Origin of the sequence: Frateuria defendens, from assembly GCF_001182895.1 — a bacterium.
Taxonomy (GTDB): Bacteria; Pseudomonadota; Gammaproteobacteria; order Xanthomonadales; family Rhodanobacteraceae; genus Frateuria_B; species Frateuria_B defendens.
In genome coordinates this window covers 25,031-40,671 of record NZ_LFQR01000102.1, presented here as the reverse complement: position 1 = coordinate 40,671, position 15,641 = coordinate 25,031, and the positions used below count along the sequence as shown (strand labels likewise).

The following is a 15,641-nucleotide window of genomic DNA, read 5'->3' as shown; positions in this document are numbered from 1 at the left end:
CCCTCGGGGTGTCCTTCTCTTTGGTTACTTTCTCTTGGACAAGCAAGAGAAAGTAACTCGCTCCCCGGCAGGGGAGCGAAACTCCGGCCCAAAGGGCCGGCCAGATTGCGACGAAGCTTCAACAGCACAGCAAGCCCTCCCTCACAGACACCCGCAGGAAGATCGCGAACAGGCTCTTATCGCTTAGCCCCCATCAGCTCTACGCCGGCGCACATGTGTCTGCGCGCGCACAACCCCGCGCCACCGCAATTTCCCGCACCACCACGCCACCCGCACAGCCCTCTACAATCCCTCACTCCATCATCTTCCGCGATCCGCGCATGCACGCCCTCAGTCAGGCCCGCCTGCAAATCCACTTCTGCGTGCTGCTATGGGGCTTTACCGCGATCCTCGGCAAGCTGATCACCCTGCCTGCGCTGCCGCTGGTGTGGTGGCGCATGCTGCTGGTAGCGATCGCGCTGCTGGCGCTGCCTAAGGTGTGGCGCGGCCTGCGCGCGATGGGCTGGCGGCTGCGGCTGGCCTATGCCGGCATCGGTGCGCTGGTTTCGCTGCACTGGCTCACCTTCTACGCCGCGATCAAGCTCTCCAACGCCTCGGTGGGCGCCACCTGCATCGCGCTGGGGCCCGTGTTCCTGTCGCTGATCGAGCCGTGGATCGCCCGCCGCCGCTTCGACCCGCGCGAGCTCCTGATCGGCGCTGCCGTGGTGCCGGGCGTGCTGCTGGTGGTGGGCGGCGTGCCGGCGGGCATGCGTGCCGGCATCGCGATGGGCGCGCTGTCCGCGCTGCTGGTGGCGCTGTTCGGCGCGTTCAACAAGCGGCTGGTCGAGCACGGCGATCCGCTCACCGTCACTTTCCTGGAACTGGGCACCGGCACCATCCTGCTCACCGCACTGGCGCCGCTGCTGCCGCACGCCGGCGCGGCCTTCGTGCTGCCGGGCGCGCACGACGCGCTGCTGCTGCTCGCGCTGTCCTTCGGCTGCACCCTGCTGCCGTTCGCGCTGGCGCTGGTCGCGCTGCGCCACCTGAGCGCCTTCGGCACGCAGATGGTGACCAACCTGGAGCCGGTCTACGCCATCGTGCTGGCGATGCTGCTGCTCGGCGAGCAGCGCCAGCTGGACCTGCGCTTCTACCTCGGCGTGGTGGTGATCCTCGCCGCGGTGTTCGCCCATCCCCTGCTGCACCGCCCGCGCGCGGCGACGCCGGCCGAGTGGTCGGGCACGCCCGAGGGGCGGCAGATCACCGACTAGCCCCGACTCGCCACGGTTCCCATCGCCCATGACCCGACGCCTCCTGCAAGCCCTCGCCCTCCCGCTGGCCCTGCTGGCCGCCCCCGCCATGGCGGCCGTGCCGGTCTACGGCTACAAGGTGGTGCGCAGCTACCCGCACGACACCGGCGCCTTCACCGAGGGCCTGTTCTACAAGGACGGCTTTCTCTACGAGAGCACCGGCGAGCGCGGCGAATCCACCGTGCGCAAGGTGGCGCTGGCCACCGGCAAGGTGCTGCAGCAGGACGCGCTGCCACCGCAGTACTTCGGCGAGGGCATCGTGGACTGGCAGGGCCGCCTGATGCAGCTCACTTGGCGCAGCGGCATCGGCGCCGTGCGCGACCTCGCCAGCTTCAAGGTCCTCGCCAGCTTCCGCTACCCCGGCGAAGGCTGGGCGCTGACCCGCGACGACGCGCGCGTCTACATGAGCGACGGCACGGCGGTGCTGCGCGTGCTGGACCCGGCCACGATGCGCCAGACCGGCAGCCTCCCGGTCACCGCCGACGGCCAGCCGGTGCAGAACCTCAACGAGCTGGAATGGGTGAAGGGCGAGCTCTACGCCAACGTGTGGATGACCAACCGCATCGCGCGCATCGACCCCAAGAGCGGCCGCGTGACCGCCTGGATCGACCTCGCCGGCCTGCTCGACACCAGCCGGCTCGGCAACCCCGTCGACGACGTGCTCAACGGCATCGCCTACGACGCGAAGCACGACCGCCTGTTCGTCACCGGCAAGCGCTGGCCGAAGCTGTTCGAGATCATGCTGACGCCGCCGGAGGGGGCGCGCACGAAGGCGGCGCCATAAGCGCCGCCCACTACTGCGTCGAAAGCCGTGTAGGCGCGCCTCGCGCGCGACAAACCTACGGAGCGGCGGCCGTGGTGCGACGGTCGCGCGCAAGCTCGCTCCTACACGGTGGTAGCGCCCGCAAGGAGATCGTGGAACAGGCCCTCACCGCTGCGCGAGCCGCTCGCGCAGGAAGTCGATGAACACGCGCACCTTGGCCGGTGGCTGGCGGCCCGGATAGACCGCGTGAATGCCGCCCTCGGGCAGGCGATGCGAGGCCAGCAAGGCTTGCAGCCGCCCCGCGCGCAGGTCCGCCTCCACCAGGTAGTCCGGCAGCACGGCGACGCCCGCGCCGGCCAGCGCCATCGCGTGCACGGCGGCGGCGTTGTTGGCCTGTGCCACCTGGCGCATGCGCACCGTGCGGCGCCGGCCGTTGGCGGCGGTGAAGGTCCAGCGCAGCGGCGAGGCCAGCACGGCAATGGCGAGCCAGTCGTGCGCGGCCAAGTCCTCCGGCCGGCGCGGGGTGCCGTGCGAGGCGAGGTAGGCGGGCGCGGCCACGGCCAGCTGGCGGAAGCCGCCCAGCCGCGCCGCGCGCAGGCCCGAATCGCGCAGCCAGCCGACGCGAATGGATAGGTCGAAGCGCCCCGCGATCAGGTCCGCCACCTCGTCGTCGATCACCAGGTCGAACTGCAGCTGCGGATGCCGGCGCCCGAACTCGGCCAGCGCGGGCGCCACTACCGCCACGCCATAATCGGTGGTGGTGGTCAGGCGCAGCACGCCGCTGGGCGTGTCGCGCGCCTCGCCCACGCGCTCGATCGCCGCCGCCGTCTCGGCCAGGATGCGCACACAGTCGGCGTGGAACAGCGCGCCGGCCTCGGTGAGCGCCATCCGCCGCGTGCTGCGCACCAGGAGCGCCACGCCCAGCTCCTGTTCCAAGCGCGCCAGGTGCTGGCTCACCATCGCCTTGGTCAGGCCCAGCGCCTCGGCCGCGGCGGTGAAGGAGCCGGCCTGCACCAGGGCCACGAACACGCCCAGGCGGTTGAGGTTGATGTCGCGGCCCATGCCGACTCACTGTAAAGCCAGACTTGACGGTGAATTATCCATGGATCGGTTTATCGAACCAATGCCGAGGCGCAGACTTCATCGCCTATCCCAACGGAGTGCCTCCATGAAGCTCGCCCTGTTCGGCGCCACCGGCCACATCGGCCACGCCATCCTCGACGAAGCGCTGGCGCGCGGGCACGAGGTGGTCGCCATCGTGCGCGATCCCGCCCGCCTGGATCGCCGGCACGAGCATCTGCACGTGAGCCGCGGCGACGTGGCGCAGCCGTCCAGCTGGCTCGATGCCGTGCGCGACGCCGGGGCCGCTCTCGCCAGCCTCTCCGGCCGCCGCGACGGCGACGCCGACAGCATTGCGCGCAACGCCGGCGTGCTGCTCGAACAACTGCCCAAGGCCGGCGTGCGCCGCCTGCTGTGGGTCGGCGGCGCGGGCTCACTGGAAGCGGCGCCGGGCGTGCGCGTGATGGACGATCCGGCCTTCCCCGCCGAGTGGAAGCCGGAAGCGCAGGCGCAGGGCCGGGCGCTGGATCTGTTCCGCGCCGAGCGGGCGCTCGACTGGACCTACGTCAGCCCGGCCGCCCTGCTCGAGGACGGCGAGCGCAGCGGCCGCTACCGCCTCGGCGGCGACCAGTTGCTGGTCGATGGCGAGGGCAGGAGCCGCATCAGCGTGGCCGACTTCGCGGTGGCAGTGCTCGACCAGATCGAGCGGGACGATGCCGGGCGGCGGCGCGTTACGGCGGCCTATTGACGGCGCGGTGGCGCTGGCTTCCAAAGCTCGGGAAGGGAGTGCGTGGCGCACTTGGCGCATCCGCTCCGCCCGCCCCTCACCGGCCTGCCGGCAGCCTCTCCCCGGCGGGGAGAGGCGTTCACTAGCTGGGTGGACGATGAACACGTTGCCTGCGGACTACGCGGACGACGGCCAGCCGCACGGCCAACACCGCGCCTCGCCGGTCCGTTGCGCAGGAAGGCGGAGCGGGGCCGCGCACCGCGCCCCGCTCCGCCGTCTTCAGAACCACATCCGCACGCCGGCCACCCAGGTGGTTTCGTTGGCTGGGCCGGCGTAGCGCCGCGACCAGTTCACGCCCACGTACGGCGCGAAGCGGCGGCTGAACTCGTAGCGCAGGCGCAGCCCGGCCTCGACGCTGGAGAGGCCCGAGCGCACGTCGCGGCGCGGGTCGTCCTTGCCGTAGAAGTTCGCCTCCACCCGCGGCTGAAGGATCAGCTTCTGGGTCAGCAGCAGCTCGTGCGCAAGCTCCACCCGCGCCGCGGTGCGGCCCTGCGGGCCGGCATAGACCATCGCCTGCACCTCGAACCAGTACGGCGCCAGGCCCTGCACGCCGAAGCCCGCCCACTGCCGGCCCGGGCCCTGGCCGAAGTCGTGGCGCACGCCGAGCTGCCAATCCCAGAAGGCGGCGAAGGCGTGGCCCCACAGGGCTTCCACCCGCGCGTCCTCGGTGCCGGTGCGGCTGCGCTCGCCTTCGCTGCGCAGCCACACGCGATCGACGTCGCCGCCGTACCAGCCTTCCACTTCCCACGCGCTGGCGTAGTCGCCGCCGGTGCTGCGCGTGCGCTCCAGCCGGTCGGCCAGCAGCATGCCGCGCCAGGCCTTGTCGTCCATCTCCATGGTGTCGGCCATCGCGTCCATCGCCATGCCCGGCATCGCGTGCTGCGGTGGCGGCGGGGCTACGTGGTCGTTGGGCGGCAGCGACGACGCGGCCGCCTGCATGTCGTGATGCATCCCGTGCATGCTGTGATCCATGCCGGCCATGTCGTGCATCGCGTGATCGGCATGCTCGCTGGCTGGCGCAGGCGACGAGGCCGCGGCAGCCGGCATCGCGTGGTGCATCCCGTGCATGCTGTGATCCATGCCGGGCATGTCGGGCATCGCTTGATCGGCGTGCTCGCCGGCCGGCGCAGGCGACGAGACCGCGCCGGCCGGCATCGCGTGATGCATCCCATGCATGCTGTGGTCCATGCCGGCCATGTCGTGCATCGCATGGCCGGCATGCTCGTCGGACGGCGCGGGCGACGAGACCGCGGCGGCCGGCGTGTCGTGGTGCATCCCGTGCATGCTGTGGTCCATGCCGGCCATGTCGTGCATCGCGTGGCCGGCATGCTCGTCGGACGACGAGGCCGCCGCCGGTGCGTCGGCCGTGCCGGCCGGGGCGGGCATCGTCATGCCCGGCATCGAGGCGTCCTGCGCGGGCAGCGCGAGCGGCAGGGCCAGCAGTGCGGCGGCGACGGCGTGGCGGAGGGAGATCGGCGCGCTCATGCCACCACCACCTCGCGGAACATGCCCGCCTCCATGTGGTAGAGCAGATGGCAGTGGTAGGCCCAGCGGCCGATCGCGTCGGCGTTGACGCGGTAGCTCACCTGCTGCGCCGGCTGCACCATCACCGTGTGCTTGCGCACCTGGAACTCGCCGTCCGGCGATTCCAGCTCGCTCCACATGCCGTGCAGGTGGATCGGGTGGGTCATCATGGTGTCGTTGACCAGGGTGATGCGCACGCGCTCGCCGTACTTCAGGCGCAGCGGCCCGCCGGCGTCGGAGTAGCGCTTGCCGTCGAAGGACCACAGGTAGCGCTCCATGTTGCCGGTGAGGCGCAGGGTCAGCTCGCGGTCCACTTCCGGCGAGATCGGCGCGTTCACCGCATGCAGGTCGGCGTAGCTCAGCACGCGCCGGCCGTTGTCGCGCAGCCCCACGCCCGGATCGTCGAGGTTGCGGCGCGGCGTGGGCACGCGCATGTCCACCTGCACGCCGGTGCGCAGCGGCGCGCCGGCACCGTGGTTCATCGCGCCATGATCCATGCCGCCGTGCTGCATCGAGCCGTGGTCCATGCCCGCCATGGCGCCGTGGTCCATGCCGCTCATGTCCATGCCCGACATGTCCATGCCGGCCATGTCGTGGCCCATCGCAGCGTGATCCATGCCGCTCATGCCCCCCATGTCGCCCATCATGTCGCCCATGGAAAGCAGCGGGCGCGGATCGAGCGCGGGCACCTCGGCGCCGAGGCCCGCGCGCGGCGCCAGCGTGCCGCGGGCGTAGCCGCTGCGGTCCATGCTCTGCGCGAAGATAGTCCAGGCGCGGTCGGCACTGGGCTCCACGATCACGTCGTAGGTCTCGGCCAGGCCGATGCGGAACTCGTCCACCGTCACCGGCTCGATGTCCTGGCCGTCGGCGGCCACCACGGTCATCTTGAGGCCGGGGATGCGCACGTCGAAGAAGCTCATCGAGGAGCCGTTGATGAAGCGCAGGCGCACCTTCTCGCCGGCGCCGAACAGCCCGGTCCAGTTGCCGGCCGGCGTGGTGCCGTTGCACAGGTAGGTGTAGGTGTAGCCGGAGACGTCCACCAGGTCGGTGGGGTCCATGCGCATCTGGTTCCACATCTTGCGCTCGTTCCAGGTGGCGCCCAGGCCCTGGCGGCGCGCGTCGCGCAGGAAGCTGCCCACGGTGCGCTTGCCGTAGTTGTAGTAGTCGCTCTGCTTCTTGAGGTTGGCGTAGATGCGCTCCGGATCGGTGTCGGTCCAGTCGCTGAGCAGCACGGTGTAGTCGCGCTGCGCCGCGTGGCGCTCGCCCTCGCGCGGCTCGATCACGATCGGGCCGTAAAGGCCGGTCTGCTCCTGGAAGCGCGAATGGCTGTGGTACCAGTAGGTGCCCGCCTGGCTCACCGTGAAGCGGTAGACGTACTCGCCGCCCGGCGGGATGCCGTCGAAGCTCAGGCCCGGCACGCCGTCCATGTCGGCCGGCAGCACGATGCCGTGCCAGTGGATGGAGCTGGTCACGGCCAGGCGGTTGCGCACGCGCAGCGTCACCGTGTCGCCCTGCTTCCAGCGCAGCACCGGCGCCGGCAGCTGGCCGTTGACCGTGGTGGCGACGCGCCGGCGGCCGGTGAAGTCCACCGGCAGCTCGCCGATCTCCAGTTCGAAATGGTTGCCGCGCAGTTCGCGCGGCGCGCCCATGGCCGCGGCGGCCTGGGCCAGCGCGTTGCCACGCCACAGCCCGAGGCCGGCGGCCACGCCGCCCAGGGCCAGGCCTTGTACGAAACGTCGGCGCGGCAGGTTGAAGCCGCGCGCATCCCAAGTGTTCATTGCTCGCTCCGGCACCGTGCGGCCTGTGCCGCCGGTGCTTCCGTCATGCCCGCGCAGGCGGGCCATCGCCCACCGGGAACGGTGGGCACGCCGATCGGGGACGGATCAGGCGAGCGGCGGCCGCAACGGCGGCCCCCATGGCGGCTGCGGCGCCGCGACGATGGAGGCGTGCCAGACCGCCGCGACCGGGAGGGTGTTCATCGCCACGCCCGCCGGCAGTGGCAGCGAGGCGGGCAGGTGCGCGCAGCAGCAGTCGTCCGCCGCGGCATGGTCGTGGTGAGGGCTGGCCAACGGCTCCCCATGCCCGGCGTGCGCCATGCCGTGGTGGTGCACCATCGACATCGCGCCCGCCATGGCCGAGCCCGCTCCGTCGCCGCCCAGGCAGCAGCCGTGCTGCGCCCACGCCACGCCGGCCAGCGCCAGCCACGCGCAGAAAGCCAGCGCGAACAGCACGCGGCAACGGCGCAGGCGGTGGAAGCGGAGCAGAACCATGCCCCGAGCATAGCCACTCGCTGCCCACCTGCTCAACCCTGGAGCAGGCTCCAAGCGGGGCCAGGCGGGTGCGGCCGTCTATACTCGCAAGGCCCTCCCCGATGCCCTCGCCATGAATTACCGCCACGCCTACCACGCCGGCAACTTCGCCGACGTCCTCAAGCACGTCGTGCTGCGGACGCTGATCGAAGCCCTGAAGGCCAAGCCCGCGCCGTTCGCCTACCTGGACACCCACGCCGGCAGCGGCTGCTACGCGCTCGACGGCGGCGAGGCCGGCAAGACCGGCGAATACCGCGACGGCATCGCGCGGCTGCTGTTCCCCGACCTCGCCCCCGCGGCGGTCGCGGGCAAGGAGCTGCCGCCGCTGCTGCGCCACTGGCTGGACGACATCCTCGCCCTGCCCGGCAACGAGGCGGGCCTCAAGCTCTACCCCGGCTCCCCGCTCCAGGCCGCGCGCCTGCTGCGCGAACAGGACAGCGCGCAGCTGTGCGAGCTGCACCCGGAGGAGGCCGCGCGCCTGCGCGAGCTGTTCCGCCACGATGCGCGCGTGCACGTGCACCAGCGCGACGGCTACGCCGCGCTCAAGGCGCTGCTGCCGCCGCAGGAGAAGCGCGGCCTGGTGCTGATCGACCCGCCCTACGAGGCGCAGGAGGCCGAGTACCGGCGGATCGAACAGGCGCTCAAGGCCGCGCTCGAGCGCTGGCCCACCGGCGTCTACGCGGTGTGGTACCCGCTCAAACAGCGCAGCCAGGTGCAGCCCTTCCTGCGCTGGCTGCAGCATTGCGGTGCCCGTCGCGTGCTGCGGGCGGAGCTGCGCGTGCAGCCGGAGGATTCCCCGCTGCGCATGATCGGCTCGGGCATGGCGGTGCTCAATGCGCCGTGGAAGCTCGACGAGGCGCTGCGCGAACCGTTGCGCGCGCTGGCGCAGCGGCTTTCGCCGCAGCAGCCGGCCGCGTGCACGCTGGACTGGCTGGTCGAGGAAGCGGACCCGGCCGTGGCCCGCGCACCGGTGCATCACCCGGCCGGCGCCCGCCCGCCGCGGCGGCGCTGAGCGCCCTTCCGACACACCGGCGCGACACGGCGGCGACTACCTTGGCTTGGTGTAGCGTAGGCCGTGTCGACGCCTGCCCGGACCGCGCGCCGGTCCTCTTCGGAGCCCCTGTCATGTCCCGCCGCATCCACACCCTGCTCGCCGCCCTGCCACTGCTGGCGCTGGCCGCCTGCGCGCCCGCGCCGATCTACAAGAGCACGCCCGCCACCCTCGCCGTGCCGCCGTTCCAGGTGGCCCAGTCGCCCGAGCGCTACGCCGCCGGCGAGGTGATCTGGGGCGGTCGCGTGGTGGGCGTCACCAACCTCGCCGACCGCAGCGAGATCGAGGTGCTGGCCTATCCGCTCGACGGCTCGCAGCGGCCGAAGGCCAACGACAGCGGCAGCGGCCGCTTCATCGCCATCATGCCCGGCTACGTGGAATCGCTGGACTACCCAGTGGGCGGCATGCTCACCGTGCGCGGCAAGCTCGACGGCAGCCGCGCCGGCAGGGTGGGCGATGCCGGCTACGTGTTCCCGCTGGTGCGGGTGGCGCAGGCCCACGTGTGGAGCGCGGACGAGATGACCCGCGGCCGCAACAACGTGCACTTTGGCGTGGGAGTGGGCGTGGGCATCCGTTGACGCGCCGCGCCGCAAAATCCTTCGCCGCCGGTAAACTGCCGGCACCCTCTTCAAGGACGGAGCACGACGCCGCATGTCCGGTCACGCCGATTCGACCAAAGCCATCTTCCTCGCGCTCGGCGCCAACTTCGCCATCTTCCTCAGCAAGCTGGTCGCCGCGGTGATCACCGGCTCGGGCGCGATGCTGGCCGAAGCGGTGCACTCGCTGGCCGACTGCGGCAACCAGGGCCTGCTGCTGCTCGGCCTGCGCCAGGCCAAGCGGCCGCCCTCGGACGAGTTCCCGCTGGGCTGGGGGCGCGCGCTGTACTTCTGGTCGTTCCTGGTGGCGATCCTGCTTTTCAGCGTGGGCGGCATGTTCTCCATCTACGAGGGCGTGCACAAGCTGAGCGAGCCCGAGCCGCTGAAATGGCCGTGGCTGGCGCTGGGCGTGCTGGTGTTCGGCATCGTGGCCGAGGGCATCTCCATGCGCGGCTGCCTGCAGGAGGTGAACAAGGCGCGCGGCGAGATGGGGTTGTGGCAGTGGTTCCGCCACACGCGCTCGAGCGAGTTGCTGGTGATCTTCGGCGAGGATCTCGCCGCGCTGATCGGCCTGGTGCTGGCGGCGCTGGCCGTGGGCGCCACCATGCTCACCGGCAACCTGCTGTTCGACGCGCTGGGCACCATCGCCATCGGCGTGCTGCTGGTGGTGGTGGCGGTCGCCGTGGCGGTGGAGGTGAAGGCGCTGCTGATCGGCCAGGGCATCGAGCCGCGCCGGCGCGCCGAGCTGCTCACCTTCCTCAAGAGCCGCCCGGAAGTGGCCGAGGTGCTCAACCTGATCACCCTGCAGATGGGCCCGGACGTGATGGTGGCGGTGAAGGCGCAGATGACGCCCACCCCCGACGGCCATAGCCTGGCCGAGGCCATCAACGTGGTCGAGGCCGCCATGAAAGCGCAGTTCGCCGAGGTGCGCTGGAGCTTCTTCGAGCCGGACCTGGCCGACTGACGCACGGCGGCGGCCGCCGCGCTCGCATCGCCGGGGCGGCAACGCCCGCCCCACCCTCGCCGCTTCGCCCGGCCGCCTACGGCAGCGGCCCCAGCGCCGCCTGCGCCTTCTTGGTGAGCCTGGCCCGCACCAGCGCATACGACTCGCGCACGAAGCGCTCCAGTTCGGCGGTGGCGAAACGCCCCGGCTCGACGACCGCCACCCAGTGCGCCCGCGCCATGCAAGAGCCTGTTCATGATCTCCCAGTGCCCCGCGCCGGGAGCTGTTTGCGCGCAGGGCAAGGAAGAACGAAGGAGTGGACGTCCGTCCGTCGCACCGCCTCGCACCGCCCGGATCGCCAGGTCAGCGCGACATTACGCCACAGCCCGAAGCGCTACACTGAACTTTTCCGTTCATGCTGCACCGCACACAATACGGCAAAGTATGGACATGCTGATGTCTCCGGCCATCGACCTTCCGCTCCCCGCGCCCGCCACGCTGCCGCTACCCAGCCGCCAGCGTTTTGCGCGGCCGCAGGGGGTGCCGGCGTCGCCGGGCGAGCCGGTGCATGTCCGCGACGGCCGCACCCTGCACCTGCGCCCGATCGTGCCCGGCGACGTGGCCGCCATGCGCCGCTGCTTCGCCCGCCTGCCGGCCGAGGACGTCCGCCGCCGCTTCCTGCACCCCATGTCCGAGCTGCCCGAGCCGATGGCGCAGCGCATGTGCCGCATCGACCCGGCCTGCGAGGCCGCCTTCGTGCTGATGGACGAGACGCGCGCGCCGGCCGAGATGCGCGGCGTGGGCCGCATCTACGTGGACGAGGCCAGCGACAGCGCCGAATTCTCGGTGCTGGTCGAGCGCGACTGGAGCCGCCTCGGCCTCGGCGCGCTGCTGATGGGCCACCTGCTGGACGAATGCCGCCGCCGCAGCCTCGCCGAGCTGTGGGGCTACGTGCTGATCGAGAACCGGCCGATGCTGGAATTCTGCCGCCGGCTCGGCTTCACCACACGCCTGATAGCCGACGAGCCGGGCACGGCGCAGGTCTCGCTGCGCCTGTAACGCCACGGCCGCCGGCGCGGCCGGGCACCCGAACGCCCTGCGTCGCGGGTCGCCTCCCGCAGCCCGCGGAGGCGTCGCGCTACACTTGTACGCTTTCCCGGCGCGGCCCGCGGCCGCCGCCACGAGCGAATCCAAGCGTCTTCATGCCCACTCCCCCGCTTCCGCATCCCCCGCCCCCCACCAGCCCCAAGCAGCGCCGCTACTGGACGCCGCCGCACGGCTCCGCCCGCGCCCTGCTGGTGGCCGAGGCAGCCCGCTCGCACAACGGCCTGCTGGTGGCGGTAACGCGCGACACGCAGCGCGCGCACACGCTGGAGGACGAGCTGCGCCTCTTCGCCGGCGACTTGCCGGTGCTGCACTTCCCCGACTGGGAGACGCTGCCCTACGACGTCTTCAGCCCGCACCCGGAAGTGGTCTCCCAGCGCATCGCCACGCTGTATCGGCTGCCCTCGACCCAGCGCGGCGTGCTGGTGGTGCCCGTCGCCACGCTGATGCAGCGCATCGCCCCGCGCACGCACATCACCGGCTCCGGACTGGTGGTGGCCAAGGGCCAGAAGCTCGACCTCGCCGCCGAGCAGCGGCGGCTGGAGGCGTCGGGCTACCGCAACGTGCCGCAGGTGGCCGAGCCCGGCGACTTCGCCGTGCGCGGCGCGCTGATCGACATCTTCCCGATGGGCGCGGCCGAACCCTACCGCGTCGAGCTGTTCGACGACGAAGTGGAATCCATCCGCAGCTTCGACCCGGAGACGCAGCGCTCGCAGCACCCGGTGGACAAGGTCGAGCTGCTGCCCGCGCGCGAGTTCCCGCTCACCGAGGACGCCGCCAAGGATTTCCGCAGCCGCCTGCGCGAGCGCTTCCCCATCGACATCCGCCGCTGCCCGCTCTACCAGGACATGAAGGAGGGCGTGACGCCGGGCGGCATCGAATACTACCTGCCGCTGTTCTTCGCGCAGACCGCCACGCTGTTCGACTACCTCGCCGACGATGCGCTCTTCGTGCTGGGTGAAGGCGTGCTCGACGCCGCCGAGCAGTTCTGGGGCCAGACCGCCGAGCGCTACGAGCAGCGCGCGCACGACATCGAGCGCCCGGTGCTGCCGCCGGCCGAGCTCTACCTCGGCCCGGAAACCCTGCGCGAGCAGCTCAATCGCCGGCTGCGTGCGGAGGTGGTCGAGCCCGGCCATCCCCACGCCATCGACGTCGGCACCCAGCCCGCGCCCGAGCTGCCGCTCAACCGCAAGGGCGAGGAGCCCGGCACCTCGCTGCGGCACTTCCTCGCCAGCTACCCCGGCCGCGTGCTGGTCGCTGCCGACTCGGCGGGGCGGCGCGAGGCGCTGATCGAGACCCTCGCCGCGGCGGGGTTGAAGCCGGACAACATCGAGGGCTGGCAAGCCTTTCTCCTCCCCAACCCTCCCCTGCAAGCCGGGGAGGGGGCTCAGGCGGGCCCGAAGTTCGCCATCACCATCGCCCCGCTGGAACAGGGCTTCGCGCTCACCCAACCCGCGCTCACCGTGCTCACCGAGCGCGAGCTCTACGGCGAGCGCGTGCGCACCGACCGCCGGCGCCGCCGCGGCGCCGCGCGCGACCCCGACACCATCATCCGCGACCTCACCGAGCTGACCCTCGGCGCGCCCATCGTGCACGTGGACCACGGCGTGGGCCGCTACCAGGGCCTGGTGTCGATGGAGCTGGGCGGCATGGACGGCGAGTTCCTGGTGATCGAGTACGCCAAGGGCGACAAGCTCTACGTGCCGGTGGCCCAGCTTGGCCTGGTGAGCCGCTACTCCGGCACCGCGCCGGAACTGGCGCCGCTGCACTCGCTGGGCGGCGACGCCTGGGAGCGCGCGCGCAAGAAGGCGGCGGAGAAGGTGCGCGACGTGGCGGCGGAACTCCTCGCCATCTACGCCCAGCGCGAGGCGCGCGGCGGCGAGTCGATGGTCGTGGACCGCCAATTGGTGGAGGAATTCGGCGCCAGCTTCCCGTTCGAGGAAACGCCGGACCAGGAACACGCCATCGACGCAGTGCTGGGCGATCTTGCCGCGCCGCGCGCGATGGACCGCGTGATCTGCGGCGACGTGGGCTTCGGCAAGACCGAGGTGGCGCTGCGCGCCGCCTTCGCCGCCGCCGCCGCCGGCAAGCAGGTGGCGGTGCTGGTGCCCACCACCCTGCTCGCCCAGCAGCACTACCGCAACTTCGCCGACCGCTTCGCCGACTGGCCGGTGAAGGTGGACGTGCTCTCGCGCTTCAAGTCCACAAGGGAAGTGAACGAGGCGCTCAAGCGCCTGGCCGAGGGCCAGATCGACGTGATCGTGGGCACCCACAAGCTGCTGCAGCCGGACATCAAGTTCAAGCAGCTGGGCCTGGTGATCGTGGACGAGGAGCAGCGCTTCGGCGTGCGCCAGAAGGAGCAGCTGAAGAAGCTGCGCGCCGAGGTGGACCTGCTCACCCTCACCGCCACGCCGATCCCGCGCACGCTCAACATGGCGATGAGCGGGCTGCGCGATCTCTCCCTCATCACCACCCCGCCCGCGCACCGCATGGCCGTGCGCACCTTCATCTCGGCGTGGGAGCCGGCGCTGATCCGCGAGGCGTTCCAGCGCGAGCTGTCGCGCGGCGGCCAGGTGTACTTCCTGCACAACGAGGTGGAGTCGATCGAGCGCAGCGCGCGCGAATTGCAGGAGCTGATCCCCGACGCGCGCATCGGCATCGCCCACGGCCAGATGCCCGAACGCGAGCTGGAGCGCGTGATGGCGGATTTCCATCGCCAGCGCTTCAACGTGCTGGTGTGCACCACCATCATCGAGACCGGCATCGACATCCCCACCGCCAACACCATCGTCATCGACCGCGCCGACCGCTTCGGCCTGGCCCAGCTGCATCAGCTGCGCGGCCGCGTGGGCCGCTCGCATCACCGCGCGTACGCCTACCTGATCGTGCCCGACCGCAAGGCCATCACCGCCGATGCGGAGAAGCGCCTGGAGGCGCTGGCCTCGCTGGAGGAACTGGGCGCGGGCTTCACCCTCGCCACCCACGACCTGGAGATCCGCGGCGCCGGCGAGCTGCTGGGCGACGAGCAGTCCGGCCAGATCCAGGAGATCGGCTTCGGCCTCTACACCGAGCTGCTGGACCGCGCGGTGCGCGCGCTCAAGTCCGGCAAGGTGCCCGACTTCGACCTCTCCTCCGAGCACGAGACCGAGGTGGAGTTGCACCTGCCCGCGCTGATCCCCGACGACTATCTGCCGGACGTGCACACGCGCCTGACGCTCTACAAGCGCATCGCCAGCGCCCGCAACGAGGAGGCGCTGCGCGACCTGCAGGTGGAGATGATCGACCGCTTCGGCCTGCTGCCCGACCCCGCCAAGCAGCTGTTCGCCCTCGCCGGCCTCAAGCTGATGGCCACCCCGCTCGGCATCCGCAAGCTCGACTTCGGCGCCAACGGCGGCCGCATCAGCTTCCGCGATCAGCCCGAAGTGGAGCCGATGGCGATACTCCGCCTGATCCAGGGCCAGCCGCGCGTGTACAAACTCGACGGCCAGGACAAGCTGAGGATCATCCTCGACCTGCCCGGGGCGAGCGAGCGGATTCGCAGTGCGCAGGAAGTGCTGGTGCAGTTGGGGGCGCGGCGGTTGGGTTAGGGCCTGGCCTTGCCGGCCCTGCCGATCACGGCCAATAGCCGCGCCGCCCTTCCCTGACTGGCTATCAGGCGCCGCCTACCAGCACTGGCCCACCAGCGTGGTGGCGTCGTTGACCTTGCGCGTACCGGCCTGATCCAGCGTCAGCGGCGTGCACTGCGCGTCGCGGGTAGCCTGCGCACCCTTCGCCTTGGCCTGCACGGTAAAGCTGGATACCGTCAGAACCGGGAAGGTGTAGTCGTAATCCCCACCGGTTTGCGATGAGCTCGCACAATCCAGCCCCGGGAGCGGGTTGTCAGTGCCATCTGGATCTTTGTCGTAGGCAAGGTTGGTGGTGTAGTACCGCTCCATGTAGTTGGCGTACTCCGACAGGCAGCCTTCCGCCGCCACTCGCCGGGTCTTGGCGACATAGCGCGTATACGACGGATAGGCGATCGCCGCCAGGATGGCGATGATCGCCACCACGATCATCAGCTCGATCAGGCTGAAACCCCATGCAGCCCCGCAGCGCCGCAGCTGTTCGGACGAAAACTTATTCATGGCTCCCCTGTTATTTTTTCCTTCGACCTGTATCACTTTCGCCCTCGGAAGCCGCGTCGGTCCAGCGTGAACCGTCCCCGGCATCCGAGGTGCGT

Annotated in this window: 14 protein-coding genes; 8 read left to right on the top strand and 6 right to left on the bottom strand. The window is 71.1% G+C overall.

The genetic code is table 11. The features are described 5' to 3' along the window. The first annotated feature begins 320 nt into the window (after window positions 1-320). Together ACH65_RS13870 and ACH65_RS13865 are read left to right on the top strand one after the other, a co-directional pair. Window positions 321-1,247: a DMT family transporter gene (locus ACH65_RS13870; protein ID WP_049623197.1), complete on the top strand. Its 927-nt coding sequence runs from the start codon at window positions 321-323 to the stop codon at window positions 1,245-1,247. 28 nt (window positions 1,248-1,275) lie between these two features. Beyond that, window positions 1,276-2,070 (top strand): glutaminyl-peptide cyclotransferase, encoded by a 795-nt coding sequence (locus ACH65_RS13865; RefSeq protein ID WP_049623196.1) that lies wholly within the window; start codon window positions 1,276-1,278, stop codon window positions 2,068-2,070. Between the two features lie 144 nt (window positions 2,071-2,214). Here ACH65_RS13865 and ACH65_RS13860 read toward each other — a convergent pair whose 3' ends face one another. Beyond that, window positions 2,215-3,111 carry a LysR family transcriptional regulator gene (locus tag ACH65_RS13860; RefSeq protein ID WP_049623195.1) on the bottom strand — a complete coding sequence of 299 codons (897 nt, stop codon included), beginning with the start codon at window positions 3,109-3,111 and terminating at the stop codon, window positions 2,215-2,217. 106 nt (window positions 3,112-3,217) lie between these two features. Between ACH65_RS13860 and ACH65_RS13855 the strand changes: the two genes are divergently transcribed. Beyond that, a complete protein-coding gene (locus ACH65_RS13855) occupies window positions 3,218-3,856 on the top strand; it encodes an NAD(P)-dependent oxidoreductase (RefSeq protein WP_049623194.1) in 639 nt (212 codons plus the stop codon). A gap of 258 nt (window positions 3,857-4,114) precedes the next feature. Here ACH65_RS13855 and ACH65_RS13850 read toward each other — a convergent pair whose 3' ends face one another. From ACH65_RS13850 to ACH65_RS13840, 3 genes are all read right to left on the bottom strand, one after another. After that, window positions 4,115-5,380 carry a copper resistance protein B gene (locus ACH65_RS13850; RefSeq protein ID WP_049623193.1) on the bottom strand — a complete coding sequence of 422 codons (1,266 nt, stop codon included), beginning with the start codon at window positions 5,378-5,380 and terminating at the stop codon, window positions 4,115-4,117. Beyond that, window positions 5,377-7,197 carry a copper resistance system multicopper oxidase gene (locus ACH65_RS13845; protein WP_049623192.1) on the bottom strand — a complete coding sequence of 607 codons (1,821 nt, stop codon included), beginning with the start codon at window positions 7,195-7,197 and terminating at the stop codon, window positions 5,377-5,379. Before ACH65_RS13845 ends, ACH65_RS13850 begins: the two co-directional genes overlap by 4 nt. Before the next feature lie 105 nt (window positions 7,198-7,302). Next, window positions 7,303-7,689, bottom strand: coding sequence for a hypothetical protein (locus ACH65_RS13840; protein ID WP_049623191.1), 387 nt, complete (start codon window positions 7,687-7,689; stop codon window positions 7,303-7,305). 112 nt (window positions 7,690-7,801) lie between these two features. Here ACH65_RS13840 and ACH65_RS13835 point away from each other — a divergent pair, with 112 nt between their 5' ends. The 3 genes from ACH65_RS13835 to ACH65_RS13825 all read left to right on the top strand — a co-directional run bounded on the left by ACH65_RS13835 (window position 7,802) and on the right by ACH65_RS13825 (window position 10,339). Further along, complete coding sequence (locus tag ACH65_RS13835; RefSeq protein ID WP_049623190.1) at window positions 7,802-8,740, top strand: 23S rRNA (adenine(2030)-N(6))-methyltransferase RlmJ; 939 nt, start codon at window positions 7,802-7,804, stop codon at window positions 8,738-8,740. Window positions 8,741-8,853: 113 nt separating this feature from the next. Beyond that, window positions 8,854-9,357 (top strand): Slp family lipoprotein, encoded by a 504-nt coding sequence (locus ACH65_RS13830; RefSeq protein ID WP_049623189.1) that lies wholly within the window; start codon window positions 8,854-8,856, stop codon window positions 9,355-9,357. Between the two features lie 73 nt (window positions 9,358-9,430). Then, window positions 9,431-10,339, top strand: a complete 909-nt coding sequence (locus ACH65_RS13825; RefSeq protein ID WP_049623188.1) for a cation diffusion facilitator family transporter — start codon at window positions 9,431-9,433, stop codon at window positions 10,337-10,339. A 76-nt stretch (window positions 10,340-10,415) separates the two neighbouring features. Here ACH65_RS13825 and ACH65_RS19945 read toward each other — a convergent pair whose 3' ends face one another. After that, window positions 10,416-10,559, bottom strand: coding sequence for an MmcQ/YjbR family DNA-binding protein (locus tag ACH65_RS19945; RefSeq protein ID WP_237561525.1), 144 nt, complete (start codon window positions 10,557-10,559; stop codon window positions 10,416-10,418). A gap of 209 nt (window positions 10,560-10,768) precedes the next feature. Between ACH65_RS19945 and ACH65_RS13820 the strand changes: the two genes are divergently transcribed. Both ACH65_RS13820 and mfd read left to right on the top strand, forming a co-directional pair. Further along, window positions 10,769-11,377, top strand: a complete 609-nt coding sequence (locus ACH65_RS13820; RefSeq protein ID WP_237561524.1) for a GNAT family N-acetyltransferase — start codon at window positions 10,769-10,771, stop codon at window positions 11,375-11,377. A 143-nt stretch (window positions 11,378-11,520) separates the two neighbouring features. Then, on the top strand, window positions 11,521-15,009 hold the full coding sequence (mfd, locus tag ACH65_RS13815; RefSeq protein WP_049623187.1) for a transcription-repair coupling factor: 3,489 nt from the start codon (window positions 11,521-11,523) through the stop codon (window positions 15,007-15,009). 75 nt (window positions 15,010-15,084) lie between these two features. Here mfd and ACH65_RS13810 read toward each other — a convergent pair whose 3' ends face one another. After that, on the bottom strand, window positions 15,085-15,546 hold the full coding sequence (locus ACH65_RS13810) for a type IV pilin protein (RefSeq protein ID WP_049623186.1): 462 nt from the start codon (window positions 15,544-15,546) through the stop codon (window positions 15,085-15,087). Between the last annotated feature and the right edge of the window lie 95 nt (window positions 15,547-15,641).

Bases quoted from the DNA above. Each gene is read 5' to 3' on its own strand.
- ACH65_RS13850 (WP_049623193.1), bottom strand. From the start codon at position 5,380: ATGAGCGCGCCGATCTCCCTCCGCCACGCCGTCGCCGCCGCACTGCTG.
- ACH65_RS13830 (WP_049623189.1), top strand. From the start codon at position 8,854: ATGTCCCGCCGCATCCACACCCTGCTCGCCGCCCTGCCACTGCTGGCG.
- ACH65_RS19945 (WP_237561525.1), bottom strand. From the start codon at position 10,559: ATGGCGCGGGCGCACTGGGTGGCGGTCGTCGAGCCGGGGCGTTTCGCC.
- ACH65_RS13865 (WP_049623196.1), top strand. From the start codon at position 1,276: ATGACCCGACGCCTCCTGCAAGCCCTCGCCCTCCCGCTGGCCCTGCTG.
- ACH65_RS13810 (WP_049623186.1), bottom strand. From the start codon at position 15,546: ATGAATAAGTTTTCGTCCGAACAGCTGCGGCGCTGCGGGGCTGCATGG.
- ACH65_RS13860 (WP_049623195.1), bottom strand. From the start codon at position 3,111: ATGGGCCGCGACATCAACCTCAACCGCCTGGGCGTGTTCGTGGCCCTG.
- mfd (WP_049623187.1), top strand. From the start codon at position 11,521: ATGCCCACTCCCCCGCTTCCGCATCCCCCGCCCCCCACCAGCCCCAAG.
- ACH65_RS13835 (WP_049623190.1), top strand. From the start codon at position 7,802: ATGAATTACCGCCACGCCTACCACGCCGGCAACTTCGCCGACGTCCTC.
- ACH65_RS13820 (WP_237561524.1), top strand. From the start codon at position 10,769: ATGCTGATGTCTCCGGCCATCGACCTTCCGCTCCCCGCGCCCGCCACG.
- ACH65_RS13825 (WP_049623188.1), top strand. From the start codon at position 9,431: ATGTCCGGTCACGCCGATTCGACCAAAGCCATCTTCCTCGCGCTCGGC.
- ACH65_RS13840 (WP_049623191.1), bottom strand. From the start codon at position 7,689: ATGGTTCTGCTCCGCTTCCACCGCCTGCGCCGTTGCCGCGTGCTGTTC.
- ACH65_RS13855 (WP_049623194.1), top strand. From the start codon at position 3,218: ATGAAGCTCGCCCTGTTCGGCGCCACCGGCCACATCGGCCACGCCATC.
- ACH65_RS13845 (WP_049623192.1), bottom strand. From the start codon at position 7,197: ATGAACACTTGGGATGCGCGCGGCTTCAACCTGCCGCGCCGACGTTTC.
- ACH65_RS13870 (WP_049623197.1), top strand. From the start codon at position 321: ATGCACGCCCTCAGTCAGGCCCGCCTGCAAATCCACTTCTGCGTGCTG.